Origin of the sequence: Sulfurospirillum sp., assembly GCF_036802865.1 — a bacterium.
Classification (GTDB): domain Bacteria; phylum Campylobacterota; class Campylobacteria; order Campylobacterales; family Sulfurospirillaceae; genus Sulfurospirillum.
On sequence record NZ_DAIRVK010000005.1, the window covers coordinates 149,222 to 166,692 of the forward strand.

At 39.5% G+C, this 17,471-nt stretch carries 16 protein-coding genes; 10 read left to right on the plus strand and 6 right to left on the minus strand.

From position 1 onward, the window contains the following. Positions 1–128: 128 nt before the first annotated feature. Positions 129–455, minus strand: coding sequence for a cupin domain-containing protein (locus V7Q04_RS11410; RefSeq protein WP_333805245.1), 327 nt, complete (start codon positions 453–455; stop codon positions 129–131). Between the two features lie 229 nt (positions 456–684). On the opposite strand from V7Q04_RS11410, the gene V7Q04_RS11415 reads away from it, so the two are divergent. The 5 genes from V7Q04_RS11415 (at position 685) to V7Q04_RS11435 (ending at position 5,116) form a co-directional block, all read left to right on the plus strand. Next, positions 685–2,004: a DEAD/DEAH box helicase gene (locus V7Q04_RS11415; RefSeq protein WP_333805246.1), complete on the plus strand. Its 1,320-nt coding sequence runs from the start codon at positions 685–687 to the stop codon at positions 2,002–2,004. Between the two features lie 127 nt (positions 2,005–2,131). Continuing rightward, a complete protein-coding gene (locus tag V7Q04_RS11420; protein WP_333805247.1) occupies positions 2,132–2,605 on the plus strand; it encodes a hypothetical protein in 474 nt (157 codons plus the stop codon). Continuing rightward, entirely contained in the window at positions 2,602–3,105 is a 504-nt protein-coding gene (locus tag V7Q04_RS11425; RefSeq protein ID WP_333805248.1) for a PaaI family thioesterase, read from the plus strand. Before V7Q04_RS11420 ends, V7Q04_RS11425 begins: the two co-directional genes overlap by 4 nt. Continuing rightward, positions 3,106–4,896, plus strand: a complete 1,791-nt coding sequence (recQ, locus tag V7Q04_RS11430; protein WP_333805249.1) for a DNA helicase RecQ — start codon at positions 3,106–3,108, stop codon at positions 4,894–4,896. 22 nt (positions 4,897–4,918) lie between these two features. Beyond that, the gene (locus V7Q04_RS11435; RefSeq protein ID WP_333805250.1) at positions 4,919–5,116 is read left to right on the plus strand and encodes a YwbE family protein; all 198 of its coding nucleotides are present in this window, start codon (positions 4,919–4,921) and stop codon (positions 5,114–5,116) included. Positions 5,117–5,146: 30 nt separating this feature from the next. Here V7Q04_RS11435 and V7Q04_RS11440 read toward each other — a convergent pair whose 3' ends face one another. Genes V7Q04_RS11440 through V7Q04_RS11450 form a run of 3 tightly spaced genes read right to left on the minus strand, consistent with a single transcriptional unit; the run spans position 5,147 to position 8,283 of the window. Then, entirely contained in the window at positions 5,147–5,962 is an 816-nt protein-coding gene (locus V7Q04_RS11440) for a phosphate/phosphite/phosphonate ABC transporter substrate-binding protein (protein WP_333805251.1), read from the minus strand. Beyond that, the gene (locus tag V7Q04_RS11445) at positions 5,952–7,424 is read right to left on the minus strand and encodes a sensor domain-containing diguanylate cyclase (protein ID WP_333805252.1); all 1,473 of its coding nucleotides are present in this window, start codon (positions 7,422–7,424) and stop codon (positions 5,952–5,954) included. Before V7Q04_RS11445 ends, V7Q04_RS11440 begins: the two co-directional genes overlap by 11 nt. Further along, positions 7,408–8,283, minus strand: a complete 876-nt coding sequence (locus V7Q04_RS11450) for a phosphate/phosphite/phosphonate ABC transporter substrate-binding protein (protein WP_333805254.1) — start codon at positions 8,281–8,283, stop codon at positions 7,408–7,410. Before V7Q04_RS11450 ends, V7Q04_RS11445 begins: the two co-directional genes overlap by 17 nt. Before the next feature lie 169 nt (positions 8,284–8,452). On the opposite strand from V7Q04_RS11450, the gene V7Q04_RS11455 reads away from it, so the two are divergent. From V7Q04_RS11455 to yedF, 3 genes are all read left to right on the plus strand, one after another. Continuing rightward, on the plus strand, positions 8,453–9,040 hold the full coding sequence (locus V7Q04_RS11455; protein WP_333805256.1) for a DUF2179 domain-containing protein: 588 nt from the start codon (positions 8,453–8,455) through the stop codon (positions 9,038–9,040). 189 nt (positions 9,041–9,229) lie between these two features. Then, positions 9,230–10,435: a selenium metabolism membrane protein YedE/FdhT gene (gene yedE, locus V7Q04_RS11460; protein ID WP_333805258.1), complete on the plus strand. Its 1,206-nt coding sequence runs from the start codon at positions 9,230–9,232 to the stop codon at positions 10,433–10,435. A 12-nt stretch (positions 10,436–10,447) separates the two neighbouring features. Continuing rightward, positions 10,448–10,684, plus strand: coding sequence for a sulfurtransferase-like selenium metabolism protein YedF (gene yedF, locus V7Q04_RS11465; protein ID WP_443070042.1), 237 nt, complete (start codon positions 10,448–10,450; stop codon positions 10,682–10,684). Between the two features lie 35 nt (positions 10,685–10,719). On the opposite strand, the gene V7Q04_RS11470 is transcribed toward yedF, so the two are convergent. Beyond that, positions 10,720–13,134: an AAA family ATPase gene (locus tag V7Q04_RS11470; protein WP_333805259.1), complete on the minus strand. Its 2,415-nt coding sequence runs from the start codon at positions 13,132–13,134 to the stop codon at positions 10,720–10,722. A gap of 203 nt (positions 13,135–13,337) precedes the next feature. Between V7Q04_RS11470 and V7Q04_RS11475 the strand changes: the two genes are divergently transcribed. Then, entirely contained in the window at positions 13,338–14,948 is a 1,611-nt protein-coding gene (locus V7Q04_RS11475; protein ID WP_333805260.1) for a methyl-accepting chemotaxis protein, read from the plus strand. A 55-nt stretch (positions 14,949–15,003) separates the two neighbouring features. Here V7Q04_RS11475 and V7Q04_RS11480 read toward each other — a convergent pair whose 3' ends face one another. After that, positions 15,004–15,603: a LysE/ArgO family amino acid transporter gene (locus V7Q04_RS11480; protein ID WP_333805261.1), complete on the minus strand. Its 600-nt coding sequence runs from the start codon at positions 15,601–15,603 to the stop codon at positions 15,004–15,006. A 111-nt stretch (positions 15,604–15,714) separates the two neighbouring features. Here V7Q04_RS11480 and V7Q04_RS11485 point away from each other — a divergent pair, with 111 nt between their 5' ends. After that, a complete protein-coding gene (locus V7Q04_RS11485; RefSeq protein ID WP_333805263.1) occupies positions 15,715–17,439 on the plus strand; it encodes a tetratricopeptide repeat protein in 1,725 nt (574 codons plus the stop codon). The last annotated feature ends 32 nt before the right edge of the window (positions 17,440–17,471 follow it).

A 17,471-nucleotide genomic window follows, 5' to 3' on the forward strand; every position in this document is an offset into this window, starting at 1 on the left:
ATCCGTATCTCATAGAGTAAGTAATGGAGTCTAAGTTCTTATTAGGAGTAAAAAACTTAGACTCCATTTTGATTTTGATACCAAGCGTTATCTATGGAATATTAACAAGTTTTAGAAAACGTTTATGATTATTTACTATCGTGAGGGTTATTAATATAATCTACTTCTGAATATCCCGCATGAAATTTTATTTGGTGCTTCATTCCACTTGGAATAAGATATGTATCACCTTGTTGATACGTTTTTGTTTCACCATTCATGGTTAGTGTGCATTTCCCGCTAAGTACGACAGTCCATTGTTCTTCGTGAGCGTGTTCTGGGAATTGTATTTCTTTTTGGGCATGGATGAAATAGATTGTTCCTTGTGAAGTATGGTCTTCGTGTACGATAAGTCCTTCAATACCATAATCTCTTTCTGGAATGGATTTGATAATGTCTGGAAAAATAGTATTCATAGTGTTTTATCTCCTGTATTTTAAATTGTGAATATTACCTAAAAACTATAGGATGTTCAACCACAGCACGAGTAAAGTATACAGGCAACTTTAATGAAATTAGGCAATAAATCTTTTACATGTAAAGGCAGCAATAGCTTTAGCATTCAGATGCCTTAAATAAGGGCAGTTCGATTCTTTAAATAAAACTTAGGTACAATCGTGTCATTAAGATAAATAAAGGATAGAGATGTTATTTGAAAAGCTAGGCTTGATTGCACCGATACAAGAAGCAGTAACTGAACTTGGGTACACAAAACCAACGCCTGTGCAGACAAAGGTCATCCCTTTGGTATTAGAGGGTAAAGATGTTATGGCAACGGCTCAAACCGGCACAGGAAAGACGGCTGCGTATGCACTTCCACTTTTGCAAATTCTTGCTAAAAAAACACAAAAATCAACCACAAAAAAAGTAGTGCGTGCGCTTATTTTAGTGCCGACGCGTGAGTTGGCATCACAAGTGAATATGAACGTGCAAGAGTATGGCAAAAACCTTGAGTTAAACATCGGGGCGATTTACGGTGGCGTGAAGTTTACGCCCCAAGTGAAGAAGTTAGAAAAGGGCATTGATGTTCTTATCGCCACTCCTGGAAGGCTTCTTGAGCATATCAAAATCTCTAGCGTTGATCTTTCTCGTGTTGAAATTGTTGTATTTGATGAAGCCGATAGAATCCTCGATATGGGTTTTTGGGATGAGGTAGAACTTCTGCTCTCTTTGCTTCCTAAAAAACGTCAAACACTTCTTTTCTCAGTGGGTGTTTCTAAGTCAGTCAAACGCCTCTCTGAAGTGAGTTTGAAAAAGCCAGTGACCGTTGCTATCAACAACCAAGGCGAATTTGCTAAAAATGTACAGCAAACCATCTACGTGGTGGATCAAGAACGTAAATGCGAACTGCTCTCTTTTATGATCGGCTCACAAAATTGGCACCAAGTATTGGTCTTTACCAAGACCAAGCAGAGTGCCGACGAAGTGGGCGATTACCTAACAAAAAGCGGTCTAAAAAACCTTGTACTGCACGGCGACAAAGCGCACTCTCAACGTACCAAAGCCGTTGCTGCATTTAAAGAGAACTCCATTCGTGTTTTAGTTGCAACAGACATTGCTTCACGTGGTCTTGACATCGAAGATTTGCCGTATGTCATTAACTACGAACTCCCAGGTGATGCAGAAGATTACCTACACCGTGCGGGCAGAACTGGGCGTGCGGGTAAAGAGGGGCGGGCGATTTCGTTTGTCTGTCAAGAAGAGAAGTTAAGATTAAAAGAGATCGAGAAGATCTTAAAATACACGCTTAAAACAGAGTTTTACCCAGGATTTGAGACCAAAGAATGGGTTGATAAAGAGTCAAAAAAACATACGATCAAAGCGAAAATTGATCGTGATAAAGCCAATAGAAAACCAATGAGTCTTCGTAAAAAACGTGAAGAGATCAAAGCATCAAAAGCTAAAAAAGCGGCTAAAACATCGTGTGGCATTGATGCTAAAAACTGTAAAGTAAAAGGTAAATAATAAAGCACCAAAGGTGCGTGGGCTTTGCGCCGAGCAAAACTCAGCGTTAGCGTAGCTTTTAGAGCTTTGCTTTAAAAGCGTATTGAGAGTTTAAACTCTTTTAAATATGGAATTAAAGGTAAATAAAATGATCGTTGAGATGCAAAAATTACACTATTTTAAAAATTTTATTGAGCAAGAAGAAAATCCTATTGGTAAGAACCTTTATGTCATGGTACTTGCCGTTGAAGCGTACTATGAGTTTGTCGCAGAAGTGCTTATTCCTGGAACGTCTCGTAGTATGACACAGTTTAAATTGCTTGAAGAGTTACGCTCTCTTAAAACCATCAATGAGCAAGAATTTGTCATTATGAATGAGACACGAAAGCTTAAAAATGAGTTGACACACCGTTTGGATTATCAGATTGATTTGACATACTTGTATGATTTTTGTAACAACTGCACGGTTAAAGATAAAATTGTTCCTGAAAATAAAGAAGATCAACAAGAACTTGAAGATGCCCTTTTAGATGGACTTCTTAAAAGCTACAAAATCGTCGATCTAAAACTCTACTCCAAAGTACGCAAAGAGCTTGAAAAGGTACATGGAGAAGAGGCGTGAAATTTAAAGTCACGGGGAAACAGCACATCTCTAAAAACTGTTTAGTCTGTGGTGTGCAAAACCCTTTTGGTCTGAAAACAAAATTTTACGAACTTGAAAACAAAGAAATTGTGGCGTATTTTACGCCTCATACTTACCTTCAAAGCTACCCTGGTATCTTGCATGGTGGTATTTCAGCAACGATTCTCGATGAGACAATAGGCAGAGCCATTATGGCGCACTATGGGCAAGAGAGCTTTGGTGTCACCATCGAGCTTAATCTTAAGTATAAAAAGCCTGTTCCTTTGGATGTCGAACTCAAAGTCGTTGGGCGTATCGTGAGTGATAAAGGGCGTATTTTTGAAGGAACGGGAGAGCTGATACTTCCTGATGGTGAAGTTGCTGTGACCGCGTCAGGTCGCTACATGAAGCGCAGTGTCACTCAAATCGTTGAAAATGATTTTATTGAAGATGAGTGGTTTGTGAGTGATGGAAAAGAGAGAGACGAGATAGAACTGTAGGTGGATAAAAAATACCAAATACTCCAGAGTGTCTTTGGACACCATCGTTTTAGAGCCAATCAAGAAGAAGCCGTTAATGCAATCTTAGAGCGCAAAGATGTGATGATGATCTTGCCTACAGGGGCTGGAAAATCACTCTGTTATCAGCTTCCTTCACTTGTAATGGAAGGCATGAGCGTGGTCATTTCACCGCTTTTAGCTTTGATGCATGACCAAATTACCGCACTTTCTGCCTTTGGCATTAAAGCTTCTATGATCTCTTCCATGCAATCTTCTTCTGAAATACAAGAGACCATGCAAGCCTGTCGAAAGGGAGAGCTTAAACTTTTGTATGTTGCCCCTGAGCGCTTAAAAGGGGAGTCTTTTTTAAATTTTTTACAAACCCTTAGCCTTAATTTTTTTGTCATCGATGAAGCGCATTGTGTGAGCGAGTGGGGGCATGAGTTTAGGGAAGATTACCGACAACTCTTTCGTCTTAAACACTACTTCCCACAAACACCTATTGCTGCTTTTACGGCAACCGCTACGAAGATCGTTGAACACGACATTCTTCATCAGTTAAGCTTGTCAAATCCATTAATTATTCGTGCGAAAGTAGAGCGTGATAATTTAACGATCAAAGCAGAGTATCGAAATGGCAATGGGCGAGAACAACTTCTTGGCTTTTTAAGTGCATTTCAAAATGAGAGAGGCATCATCTATACGCTTAGCCGTAAAGAGACCGAAAGTTTGGCTCTGTTTTTAAATGGGCATAAAATTCGTTCATGTGCTTATCATGCGGGGCTTTCGACAGAAGAAAAAAATGAGACCTACCACGCTTTTTTAAACGATGAAATTGATGTGGTTGTGGCAACGGTGGCATTTGGCATGGGCATCGATAAAAGCAATATTCGTTTTGTTGCGCACATGTCTTTGCCAAAAACCATTGAGAACTATTACCAAGAGATAGGTAGAGCAGGGCGTGATGGACTTCCTTCTTCGACTTTGCTTCTTTTTTCAGCCTCAGACATTGTGGAGCACAAACGTCGTATCAGTGAACAGCCTGCTTCGGAGTATCAAAAAGTAGCCTATGAAAAACTGGGTGCAATGGCTAAGTTTGCCTCGTCACAAGTGTGCCGTCATCAACAGATTGCGACCTATTTTGATGACGCGATTATGCCCTGTATAACGCGTTGCGATAACTGTATTGATGGCGAAAAAGAGAGTGTGGATATCTCTCATGAGGCTCTTAAACTGTTATCGAGTGTGTACCGAACGGGGCAACGCTTTGGTTTGCAATACGTGGTTGACGTTTTGATGGGCTCAAACAACGAAAAAATAGAACAAAACGGACACCAAAGCCTCTCAGTGTTTGGCATTGGGAAAGATAAAACCAAAGCACAATGGCTTACCATCGGTGATAGGCTTTTGGAGCTTGAAGCCCTTAAAGTAGGCGAGTACCGTGTGGTGAGCTTGAGTGAATACGGCGCTCAGGTTATTAGAGAGCGTTTGTGCGTAAGCATTCATGCAAAACGGTTGGAAGAGCGAAAAAAAGCGTCTAAAAAAACTAAGCAAGTTGTTACGGGAGCATTTGAACTCTCCACATTTGAGCAGTTGCGTGCCCTTCGTTTGGAGATTGCCAAAGAAAATGGCATACCTCCTTATGTGGTATTTAGCGATAAAACCCTCAAAGAGATGGCAGAAAAATTGCCTCAAGACAAAGAGGCGATGTTAGAGGTGAGTGGAGTGGGTGAAGTGAAGTTTGAACGTTATGGCGAAGCTTTTTTAACGTTATGTGCTAAACTTTCTTAGCGTGAACCTATAAAGGATAAAAATGAGTGTTGGACAAAGTAGAAGTAATATTAAAAAAGGTGTTAAAGTACAGATCGTTTTAAAAGAAGACCAACGAACGGGAAAGCTTACCGAAGGTGTGGTAAAAGACATACTTACCAACTCAGCGAACCATCCGCATGGTATTAAAGTACGTTTAGAGAGCGGTGAAGTAGGGCGTGTGAAAGAGATCATTCTCTAAGCTTTTCACGTTTACATGTAAAGCAAAAAATCACTCCAAGTGGTTGAGTTTATCGTAAAGAACAAGCGGTCTTTCCTCAAACCCTGCAATGCTTCCTGTGAACGATTGGTTTGAATGAAACTTCAAAAGAAGCTCGTGAAGTTTTGCTACCAATGCCTTGTCGAGTTGTTTTGATGCAATCATCGCATCGTAAGGTATCTCTTCCGAAGTAGCAAGAATACGAATTTTTTCTTGCGTCTCCTTTGAAAGTGTTAAATACGTTCCATCATAAACTGCCCCTGCATCGATTGACTTTCCCAAGATAGCATCAATAATTTTAGAGTGTTTTTTGAGTAAATAAACTTTCCCAAGATCTTTTTGGGGATCAATGTCATTTTGTCGCATTAAAAGGCGAGGGTAGAAATAGCCTGATGTTGATTGAGTGTCGGTAAATCCAAAGCTTCTGTGCTTTAAATCGCTCATCATTTGAATGGAACTCTCTTTGTGCGTTACGATCAAACCATGATACGTACTGCGTGCATATCCTTGGTCATCATTGATTTTGAATGTTGCCAAATAATGGGTTAGAATCCCTTTTTGGCGTGATGTTGCAAAAAGTTTGGGAGAGATGGACGCAATATCGATGTGCCCTTGTTCCATCAGTGTTAAGAGATGATTGTAATCTTTTGATACGACAAAAACAATCTCTCTATCAAGCTCTTTTTCAAGATACGCAATGAGCTCAGCATGAATTATGTGCAGTTCTGTAAGGCTTTTATAGGGATTAACGCCAAAAACAAGCTTTTCATTGGCAAACAGTGAAAGAGTGAGTACTAAAAAGGTTGACAAAAGTCGTTTAATTTTCATATTCAACCTTATTTCGACCATTGTTTTTAGCACGATACAGAGCGTGATCTGCGCGTCTTAGAATGCTATTAGGCGTATCGCTCGTGCGGTATTCTGAGACCCCTAAACACATCGTAACACGCTGTGGGTAGTGCTCAAATTCGTAATGATAAATTTTTGAACGCAACGCTTCTGCCATAACCAGCGCACCTTCTAAATTCGTTTGCGGTAAAATCAGTAAGAACTCTTCTCCACCCCAACGCCCTAGCATATCGCTCTCTCGAATGACCGCTTGCATAAGCTTTGCGGTATGAATTAAAACGTGGTCGCCTATCTCGTGACCATATGTATCATTGATGGTTTTAAAACGGTCAATATCAAGCATCACTATGGAGAAAAAGTTTCCTCGATTGGCTTCTTTGAGTTTTTGCTCCAGATACTCTTCCAATTTACGTCTGTTGGCAAGTGTGGTGAGCTGATCGGTGCTGCTTAAGAGTTCGAGCGCATTTTGGGTGTCTGAGACTTTTTGGCTCATATTGAAAAGTGCTTCGGCAATTTTTTTGACTTCGCTGGTCGGTTGGTTGTTGATGGAGAGTTTGATCTTGCCAATAACCTCTTTTATATCAAGACGATCTTCGTAAAAATCAATCAAGATTTGTGACAATGCTTCATACTCTTTGAGGTATTTGAGGAGTGTAAAATGCAACGCAATGACAAGAACAATCAAGGCAAGTGCAATGCCAAGAAAAAAATTGGTACGGGCTTGTTTGAGCGCTAAAAGTTCCTTCTCTGAGCTTAAACCGATGCTAAAGTTGGCATCAGAGATACTTCCTGATTGCAACATCAACGATAATGATGAGGCATTTATGAGCGTTCTCTCTTTAGCGGTTGAGAGGTTTTGATGCTCTGATTGGTAGGCGAGGCTCATCGTAGTTCCTTCAACCAAAGAGGCGAGAAATGCATGGTCGATAACCAAAGCCACACTGATAATACCAATAGGCTTTTCTCCATACTGTTTGACGCGTTCGGCATAGACCAAACACTCTTCCCCATCGACACGATCAATACCCAAGAAGGTGTTGTTCAAAAGAGCTTGTTGCATGTACAACTGTTTGGAAACATCATCTGAAAAACGAAATTCTGCTTCTCCTCGACTAATCACCATGCCATCTAAATCACTAAAATGAATTTTGTCAATGGACGAAGAGAGAAAGAGCTTACTCCAATTGTAAAGCATATCGGTGTCATTGCTCAGAATTCCCGTAATGACTTCTTGTGAATTGGTTAATATGTGCGCTGTTTTTTGAAGTTCACTCAGTTTTTCTTCAAAGCGCTTTTGAATCACCTCTGTTTGAATGAGATTTGTTTGATCAAATGCCTTTTTTTGAGCGAGGTAAATTGATTGAATTTGATAGATGCCAAAAATGAAAATCGCTATGATTTGCAGCGTGGTAAGGAGTAGGATTTTATCGTAAAGTTTCATAGATAGGCACTTTAAGTGTTTTTTTGAATGTATCGTAGAAGTGTTCATCTTTTTTCACGAAACCTGCACTTAGCCAGCCTAAATGCTCCTCAAAAGCTTTATTAGAGGGTGCATCTTTGGGCATGTTCTCAAGCAATTTGGCGATGCGTTGGGATTCTTCAATCGAAACATTTTCAGAAGCAATGATGGCATCAAGGGGAATGGGTACGGAGAAGGCAAGAATATTGAATTTATCACCATACTTTGCACGAGCGCTGTAGTATGTACCATCGGATATCGCTCCAATATCTATAGAATGATTGATCAGTGCTTCAATGACTTTATCATGCTTTTTAAGAAAAAAAACTTTTTGAAAAAAGGTATAGGGATTGATGCGATGATCTTCAAAAATCATCATCGGATAAGCATAACCTGAGGTTGACTCTTTATCGGTGAAGGCAAAGTGTTTTCCTTTCGCATTTTCAAGCGTGGTGATGTTTGTCTCTTTGAGTGCGACAATAAACGATCGGTAATAAGGAGTGATTTGACCACTTTTAGAATTTTCAAGGTAGGTGACAAGGTAATGAAGTGAGGGTTTTTTTTCTTTGAGTAAAACAAAATTTTTGCTATTGACCCATGCAAAATCAACACTTTTTTCTTCAATTCGCTGCGTGAGTTCATCGTAATCTTTGGTGACAACAAGTTTAAAGGTATCGCCACTTTGCTGGCTTAGATACTCCATTAAAGGTGTGAGTGCCTGAACTATTTTTGTTGGGTTGTTGGCAGGGTACATCGCAAAAATATACTCTTTACCATGCACAGAGCTTAACAAAAAAAGAGAGAAAAAAAAGAGTTTTACAAGCATGGAGCTCTCAGTCATAGAATATATTTTATTAAAGATACAATAGTATCATAGGATTATAAGGAAATTATTAATAAATCTCATATTTTACACCTTTGCCAGCTTTAAAGTGGCGGTGTTATAATAGACATATATCAATGTATGATGCAAGAAACTAAGAAAAAATAACATAATATGAGGAAAAACTATGGGTGAGTTGCTTCAACAAGAGTGGTTTAGCTTGTATGGGATTCCTGTTTTAATTGCATTTGCGCGTATTACCGATGTCAGCATTGGCACACTTCGCATTATTTTTGTCTCCAAAGGGCTTAGACTTTGGGCGCCCATTTTGGGTTTTTTTGAAGTGAGCATCTGGCTTATGGCGATTTCAAAAGTTATGGCAAATCTGACCAATCCTATTAATTACATTGCCTATGCACTGGGATTTTCTATCGGTAATTACATTGGCATGTTTATCGAAAATCGTTTAGCCCTTGGTATGGTGGTTGTGCGCATTATCACCAAACGTGATTCGCATATTTTAGTTGCAGCTTTACGTGCGCTTCGTTACAGTGTCACTGTTGTGGATGGCGAGGGCAATACGGGAGCTGTCAATATCATTTTTACCGTCATCAAACGCTCTGACATCGAGCGTGTACGCTCTCTCATAGCTTTTCATAATCCTCAAGCGGTTTACTCTATCGAAGATGTAAGACATGCGAGTGACCCAAGCTTTCCACTGGAAGCTAAAAAACGCTCTACGTTTTCTCAACTCTTTCGGGGAATGCGAAAGTAACTCTTTTTTTCGTCATACAAAACAGATTTTAAGAAAACCTCTGATAGAGTCTTTTCTTTGATTTGCTTGCGGTCGCAAGGGTACATAAACGCTCAAATATCTGCTTTTGCGCTACTTATTAGCAACTTATTAAGTTCCTCTTTATGTACTTCACAATCAAACCTAACATCTTAATTTTTAGGAGTTTTCATGTCATGGTGGAGTGAATTTAAACAACACTATCTTGTTAAGTTTTGGTCGCCCATTCCTGCAGTTATTGCGCTGGGAATTTTATCGACCTATTATTTTGGTCTACTTGGTACATTTTGGGCGGTTACTGGTGAATTTACCCGTTGGGGTGGGCACTTGGCTCAGCTTTTTGGCGCAAACCCTGCGGAGTGGACCTACCTTAAAATCCTTGGTTTTAAAGGCACACCGTGGGATCGCATTGATGGTGTTATGATCATCGGTATGTTTGCGGGCGCGCTTGCTGCGGCTCTTTGGGCTGACAACGTCAAGCTTCGTTTACCCTCAACTCGTATTCGCATCTTTCAGGCATTACTGGGTGGTATTATAGCTGGTTTTGGTGCTCGTTTGGCGATGGGTTGTAACTTAGCGGCATTTTTTACAGGTATTCCTCAGTTCTCACTTCATGCGTGGTTCTTTGCTGTTGCTACGGCTATTGGTTGTTTTGCAGGCGCAAAAGTCTCTATGCTTCCTCTGTTTCGTATTCCTTTAAAGATGAAAAAAGTTACAGAAGCTACGCCTCTTGAGAAGAACAAACAAAGCGCTAAAATCAAGTTTATCATCGGAAGCGTGCTCTTTTTTGCGATTGCTATTACAGCGATTACTAGAAGCTTTGATGCCCCAAAATTGGGCATGGCAATGCTCTTTGGTTTGGGCTTTGGTATCTGTATTGAGCGTGCACAAGTCTGCTTTACGTCAGCGTTTCGCGATATGTGGATCACCGGACGTGGTTTGCTTGCAAAAGCGATTATCATTGGTATGGCAGTGAGTGCTATCGGTGTTTTTGCGTTTGTTCAAACAGGCATGGAGCCAAAAATTATGTGGGCTGGACCAAATGCCATCATCGGTGGGTTGATGTTCGGCTTTGGTATCGTAATAGCTGGTGGCTGTGAGACAGGTTGGATGTATAGAGCGATGGAAGGTCAAATTCACTTTTGGTGGGTTGGCATCGGTAATGTTCTAGGTTCTCTTCTTCTAGCCCTTTCATGGGATAACCTAGCGCCAAGCTTGGTCTATGGCTATGATAAAATCAACATGCTTAAACTGTTTGGAACGTATGGCGGTTTGTATGTGAACTATGCCCTTATGGCGGCATCATTTGCATTTGTGGTTTGGTGGGAGAGACGTTTTCTTGCCAAAAAAAGCCAATACCAAAATAATCACATCTAAAAGGAAGCGTTTATGAAAGAAGCAATCGTACCTAATTATTCACTTGATATGCGTGGCGAGCCGTGTCCTTACCCTGCCATCGCAACCCTTGAAGCGTTACCAACGCTTAAAAAAGGCGAGATTTTAGAGGTTATTAGTGACTGTCCTCAGTCCATTAACAACATCCCTCACGATGCAAAAAACTACGGTTATACCGTTTTAGAGATCATTCAAGATGGTCCTACCATTCGTTATTTGATTAAAAAATAACTCTTTATCTAGGGCACTTTAGCCCTAGATAATCTTCACACGTTTACGGCGAGTTTTGGCAGTTTTTCCTCAATGATTTTTTTGAGTTCTAGCCCATCTATCATCTCTTTTTCGATGAGTGCCAGTGCGACTGCTTCAATAGCAGGCCAAAGTCGTTTTACCTCTTTCTCCGTCTCTTTTTTAGCCTTATCTATCCATAAAAGCATGCGTGTTTCTAACTTCTCAGACAATAAATCTTTGTCGTACGCATCTTCAATGCCACTAATGTTAATGTACCCCAGTTCATCATCCATACCAAAAAGAGCAATCGCAGAGTACGCCTGCATACTGGCGATTTCAAGATCGGTAATAGCACCCGTTTCCATTCCTGCTTGACCGTATTTTTCCATATTGGCGATGCGACCGCCTAGCAAAACGCAGATATTGGCAAACAGTTCATCTTTGGAGATGGCATTCACATAGTCATCATTATGGTATGAGACAAAGCCAAGGGCATCGCTGCGAGGGGCAACGGTGACTTGCTCTATCTTGATATTGGGGCAAAGGACATACGAGAGTACAGCGTGTCCTGCTTCATGGTACGCTGTTTTTGCCATCGATATTTCGATGTCTCGAATCTGTTTGTTTTCAAGTTTATTGCCGTATTTGATGATGTTGATTTGCTCTAAAAGTATCTCTTCTGTGATCTCTTTTAACCCTTTGCGCGCGGCAAACAAAGCAGCCTCTTGTCCGATACGTTTAAGCTCATCGCCACCCATACCCGAGATATAGCGCACCACTTTTTCGATGTCAATGCTTGCATCGTGCGGTTTTTTTAAAATCTCTTCGATGAAAAAGCGACGTGCTTCCATGTCCAGTTTTGGCACTTCGATGCGAATATCAATACGTCCTGTTTGAACCAATGGATCGGGGATAGGGCTATTTTCACCAATAGTGATAATTGTAAAAATGGGTGCCTCAAAGCTCTGATTGATGGCATCTAACTCATCTACAATGGGTTGTATGCTCATCGTTGCGATGACGCCACCAACAAGCCCTTGCACATCAATATCTTCCAAAAGCACGATAGCAGGTGCTGAACCGTATGTTTGTGCGTAAGCTTTGTGAATTTTTGCTGCATCAAACAAGTCAGCATCACGCACTACCGTAAAAGGCATATCTGCGGCATTGGCAAAAGCACGTGCGAGTAATTTTTTACCCATGCCTGAAGGCCCATAGAGGATCATCCCTTTTGGGGGAGGCATGTCAAATTGTTTAAGCCGTGCGGGTTCTTTGAGGAGGGTTAAAATTTCTGCAAGTTCTGCTTTAACACGTTCTTGTCCTGCGATGTCATCAAATGTTACATCCGAAATATGCAGTGCATCTTCGGAAGTCATGGGGAGTTTTTCTTTGCGGAAAAAGGCGTCTTTGATGGTAAATTCTGCCACGCCTTTGATAACATGAGCACTCCATTCAAGTTCAATGCTTTCGTGTTGCTTGCTGATTTTTTTGAGCAGTAAAGGCTGATCTTTGAGTACTTTTTTGACAAAAGTAGTTGCTTTTTGAGAAACTTTATAGCTTATTTTAGTGACGTTCTCGTGGTATTTTAGTGTGTCATAGATGCGGTTAAAAACGACTTCTGGGAGTTTTTTGCGAATATGTCTAGCATTGAGATAAGGCGCTAGTGAGAGTGTTAAAAGAGAGATAATCATATCGATGTTGTTATACTCGATTTCGATGCTACTGTCTTTGATGAAGTTTTGTGACATACCATGTAAGCTTTGCGCACCGATTTTGATGAGAGCCGTGAGACTGAGGCGGTTAAAAGGCACAAGCGTGCATTCGTTTAAAAGGGAAAGAAGCTTTTTATCGAATACTTTCTCTTTGATGCCACTAATGACAATCTCTTCTTGCCCTAAGCGTTCCATCAAAAAGGTATGCGCTTGCAGAGGGTCATTTTTAAACAATTCTAGCAAGTCTTGGCGTCCTAATAGCTGATTAAGACGGGTTGTTGTCATAATAACAATGACATGGGAAAAATCGACGATGTTTTTTTCTGAGTCAGAAAAGAGCGTGTATAAAGAGAGTTGTACTTGTGTGTCGGCTTTGTCGATGTCTTCAAACAGTAAAATGGCGTTAGGATTTTTTTCGACAAATTCAGTGACATCTCCCTCAATGTTAGAAGCTGAGAGTTGCTCGGCGTTGAAAGTGTCGTTGTACTGATCCATCTGAAAGGTTTTCAGTTGGTCTATCTGCGAATCAGCTGAGACGAGAAGTTCAGCAAGGTAGCGCTTACCGCAATTTGGAGGACCTATGAAGGTAAAAAGTGCTCTGACTTTTGAGCTTACAAGGCGCATTTGCACCAGTGTTTTGGTGATCGTCTCAATGGCAAAATTTTGATCGAATAGGTGTTCTTTAAGCGTTTCTTCGAGCTTTCGAGCTAGCTCACCATAGCCATCTTTACATTTCATCATGTACTCCTGCTACTACAATCTATCACTAGGCTAGTATAACGCAACCTCTCTAAAAAGTGATAGCTCCAATGATTGTTTATTGCTAGTACCTCTAATGTCTAAATCATTTTATTTTATAGTTTACATCATCAAAAAACATGCAACTCCTTTGCAACACTTGATTGATATGATACCCGTAGACAAAAGAAAAGGAGTTTATCATGAGTATTTCAAGACAGCTTTTAGTGATGCTTGCAGTTGGAATCTTCGCTACATTTACAATTTTTGGAATTAGTTTTATCAAAATGGAACAAGTCTATACTGAGACAAATTACAGTAATGAAAATACCCTACCGAGTATTTTCGTTCTTGATGAAGCGATGCGAGTTGCTTATCGATTGAGGTTAGCAATGTGGCAACATCTCTCTTCCTCAAATTTAGCGCAAAAAGATAAAGTCGAAGAAAACATGCAAACACTCAATAAAACTTTGAAAGATGCTCTTAAACGTTATGAAGCGCTGATTTCTGATGACAAAGATAAAGAATATTTGGCAAAAGATTATAAAGCTGCTGAAGCTTATTTTACAATGATAAATCAGTCTATCCCCTTTTCTCGCAATGCAAATCAAGCAGAACTCGATAAGTTAATGTCAAGCAGTAAAGATGTCATTATTAATTTTACGCAAGTATTTGAAGAACATATGAAGTACAATTTTGAACTTGCTAAAGCATCAGCAAAAGAGGCAGAAAAAGAAAAAAATAGTGCAGCCATTGTGATGATCATCATCGCAACCATCTCTGGTGTAGCGCTTTTGTTCTTGGGATTGTTGATTCGTCGCAATATCGTTCATGGTGTTGATATGATTAGCTCAAGCATGATTACATTTGTAAAAAATAAAGAGCTGAACTTTAGAATCAATTATGACAAAAAAAATGAGCTTAAAAATATCTCCGATAGCTTCAATGCCTTAGTAACGACGTTAGAGCAGACCATTGTTGATGCCAAAGACTCTTCAAACGAAAATGCCTCTGTGTCGCATGAGCTAAGTACCACCAGTATGCAAATCGGGCGCAATGCCGAACAAAGTACCACGATAGTAGAAAATACCATTCAAGAGATAGCGACGATTAAAACCTTTGTGCAAGAGACTGCGGAACTCTCCGAGCAGATGAAAAAAAGCATCACCGATGCAGGGCAAAGACTCAATAACGCTAAAAATGAAGTAGTCAGCCTTCGTAATGAAGTAGGACTGGCCAGTGAAGCGGAGAGTGCGCTTGCGCAAAAACTAGAGCAGATGAGCCATGACGCAGAGCAAGTTAAACAGATTTTGACAGTCATCGCTGATATTGCCGATCAAACCAATTTGCTAGCACTTAATGCTGCTATAGAAGCCGCACGAGCAGGAGAGCATGGACGAGGATTTGCGGTTGTTGCGGATGAAGTACGAAAGCTAGCAGAACGTACTCAGCATTCACTCTCCGAGATCAATGCCACGATTAATGTTATCGTTCAGTCTATCGTTGATTCGTCCGAGCAAATGGGCAAAAATGCCAAAAATATCCAACGCCTTTGCGATGTTTCAACAGGTGTTGAAGATACCATCCTTGGAACAACCAGTGTGATGCAAGAGAGTGTTGTCTCTGTAACAACCAGTGCGGCAAACTCCAATCGCATCGCCAGCGATACGGACAGAATCGTCACGATGGTCACCAACATCAATTCACTCACCAGTGAAAACGCCAGAAGTGTTGAAGAGATAGCCTCTGCGGCGGATCATCTCTCTAAATTGGCTGAAAATCTAAATGGTAAACTGAACCAATTTAAGTCTTAACTTCTTTTTTCTTCCGCGTTATGGAGATAAAGTGAGCGCTTTATCTCCACTCCTCTCACAAGCCTAAGAGCATAAACGCTAAAGAGAGCATGACGACACCGATGAGTACTTCAAGGATTTTCCACGAAATGGGCTTTTGAAAAATAGGCGTTAAAATCCTCGCGCCATAACCGAGTGAAAAGAAAAACACGAAAGATGATGTCATCGCCCCAAAGCCAAAAAGAGGAGCAAGGGAGCCAAATTTGGTCGAAACAGAACCGAGTAAGATGACGGTATCAAGGTAAACATGTGGGTTAAGCCATGTAAATGCAAGTACGAGAAGAATCGTTTTAAAAAGTGAAGTCGTTGGTTGATCGAGTGGGTTCAGTTCATGTGACATGCTCCATGCGGAGTAAAAACTTTTCAATCCATAGACAAACAAAAAGGCAAAACCACCATACTTCGCGATAGTTTGCAAAGAAGGAAACTGCTCTACAAAATACCCAAAACCAGAAACTCCCAAGAAAATCAAGATGGCATCGGAGAGCGCGCAGACCAAGCAGATGATAAAGACATGCTCTTTCTTAATACCCTGCTTGAGGACAAAAGCGTTCTGTGCTCCAATGGCAAGAATAAGTGAAAAACCGAGACTAAAACCTGAAATAAATGCGTTCATTGAGTGCTCTTTGTGGTGGGAATAGGGGGGTTATGGTAGCAAAATATTGGTTAATCATATCTCTTATGTGAATTATTTTGTTATTATTACTGATGTCAAAAGGAGTATGCAGTGCCAAGTCAAACTAAAATTTTATCATTGAATGATTTTATACAAATTTTTAAAGATGATAAAAATAGTCCTTTAATCAGTAAATATTGCTTTTTACTTGGTGCGGGAGCATCTGTTTCTTCAGGAATTCCTTCAGCTACTACTCTAGCCAGACAATGGTATGGTGAAATTAGAGAGTTTTTAGATAAAAAACAGTTTGATGAATGGAAAGAAAAGAAAAAAATAGATGAAAAAAATTTAGCTTCATCGTATTCAGCTATTTATGAAAGGCGTTTTAAATCAAGTCCTTCAAATGGGTATGTAGAAATTCAAAAACAGTTGGAACATAAAGAACCAAGTATCGGATATGCTTTTTTTGCAAAGATTTTGGCAGAGACTCCTCATCGTTTTGTTATTACGACAAACTTCGATTCTTTAATCGAGGATGCCCTTTTCATTTATACCAAAACAAAACCTCTCGTATGTGGGCATGAATCTTTAGCAAGTTATATCAATGTACATGGTTTTCGCCCAACGATTGTTAAAATTCATCGTGATGTTTTGTTTGACCCCATAAGTGATTCCAAAGGAACAAATGATTTAAAGGAGCAATGGCAAAAAGCTTTAAAGCCTCTTTTATCAGGATTTCACCTCATAGTGATTGGCTATGGCGGTAACGATGGAAGTTTGATGAATTATCTGAAAGAGTTAATAACAGATAGAAAGTCTATCTATTGGTGTGTAAAAGATATTAATAATATAAATGATGATATAAAAAAAGCATTGCGAGGAGATGACTTTTTTGTAAAAATAGATGGATTTGATGAACTTATGGTTGAAGTGAGTAGTGCATATAATTTAAAAATAGAAAAAGATGAAATTGTTAAAAATGCACAAATACGTATGCAAAAATTTGATGAGGAGCTCAAAAAATTTAGTAAAGAGGTACAAGAAAAAGCAGATAAAAGTGGGGAAGAAATATCGCCAGCTATTAAAGAAGTATTACCAGTATGGTGGCAATATCAAAACCAGATTAATCATACGAAGAATCAAGAAGAAAAGGAGACTTTATATCTTGAAGGGATTGCTAAATTACCAAAATCTTATGAACTTCTTGGAAATTATGCCATTTTTCTACATGGTGAACGAAGAAATTATGATGAAGCAGAAAAATATTATCAAAAAACATTTGAACTGAATCCTGAATATATTAATGCAAATGTAGGTTATGGTGTTTTTTTACAATCTGTTCGTAAAAATTATGATGAAGCAGAAAAGTATTATAAAAAGGCATTAAAACTTAATCCAGAATATGTCGAAGCGCATATAAGTTATGCAATGTATTTACATGAAATTCACAAGGATTATGATGAAGCAGAAAAGCATTATAAAAAGGCATTAGAATTAAATCCAGAGCATATCAATGGTAATGTAAATTATGCTCAATTACTTTTGTTCTTAGGTAGAAAAAAAGAAGCTGAACTATACATTCAAAAAGCTGAGAAGCTTTTATCACATACGCATAAAGGAGATGCCGAAATTGAGTTATGGTTTTATCGTTTAGCGCATTTTCCAGAATATTATGAAGAAGCTAAAGAGAATATAGAAAAACTTCTAAAAAAAGGTGTTCGTTCAATTGGATGGGATTTTTCACAAAATATTGAACAAGCTAAAAAAGAAGGAAATACTCATATCAAAGAGCTTCAAGCTTATGCAGATGAAATTACTAAAGAGGAAGAAAAGTAAATTGTTTGTTAAATAACTTTACATATAAAGTT

What these genes read in the sequence shown, in the direction of transcription:
- V7Q04_RS11410 (WP_333805245.1), bottom strand. Translation starts at nt 455, where the DNA reads ATGAATACTATTTTTCCAGACATTATCAAATCCATTCCAGAAAGAGAT.
- V7Q04_RS11415 (WP_333805246.1), top strand. Translation starts at nt 685, where the DNA reads ATGTTATTTGAAAAGCTAGGCTTGATTGCACCGATACAAGAAGCAGTA.
- V7Q04_RS11420 (WP_333805247.1), top strand. Translation starts at nt 2,132, where the DNA reads ATGATCGTTGAGATGCAAAAATTACACTATTTTAAAAATTTTATTGAG.
- V7Q04_RS11435 (WP_333805250.1), top strand. Translation starts at nt 4,919, where the DNA reads ATGAGTGTTGGACAAAGTAGAAGTAATATTAAAAAAGGTGTTAAAGTA.
- V7Q04_RS11440 (WP_333805251.1), bottom strand. Translation starts at nt 5,962, where the DNA reads ATGAAAATTAAACGACTTTTGTCAACCTTTTTAGTACTCACTCTTTCA.
- V7Q04_RS11445 (WP_333805252.1), bottom strand. Translation starts at nt 7,424, where the DNA reads ATGAAACTTTACGATAAAATCCTACTCCTTACCACGCTGCAAATCATA.
- V7Q04_RS11450 (WP_333805254.1), bottom strand. Translation starts at nt 8,283, where the DNA reads ATGACTGAGAGCTCCATGCTTGTAAAACTCTTTTTTTTCTCTCTTTTT.
- V7Q04_RS11455 (WP_333805256.1), top strand. Translation starts at nt 8,453, where the DNA reads ATGGGTGAGTTGCTTCAACAAGAGTGGTTTAGCTTGTATGGGATTCCT.
- yedE (WP_333805258.1), top strand. Translation starts at nt 9,230, where the DNA reads ATGTCATGGTGGAGTGAATTTAAACAACACTATCTTGTTAAGTTTTGG.
- yedF (WP_443070042.1), top strand. Translation starts at nt 10,448, where the DNA reads ATGAAAGAAGCAATCGTACCTAATTATTCACTTGATATGCGTGGCGAG.
- V7Q04_RS11470 (WP_333805259.1), bottom strand. Translation starts at nt 13,134, where the DNA reads ATGAAATGTAAAGATGGCTATGGTGAGCTAGCTCGAAAGCTCGAAGAA.
- V7Q04_RS11475 (WP_333805260.1), top strand. Translation starts at nt 13,338, where the DNA reads ATGAGTATTTCAAGACAGCTTTTAGTGATGCTTGCAGTTGGAATCTTC.
- V7Q04_RS11480 (WP_333805261.1), bottom strand. Translation starts at nt 15,603, where the DNA reads ATGAACGCATTTATTTCAGGTTTTAGTCTCGGTTTTTCACTTATTCTT.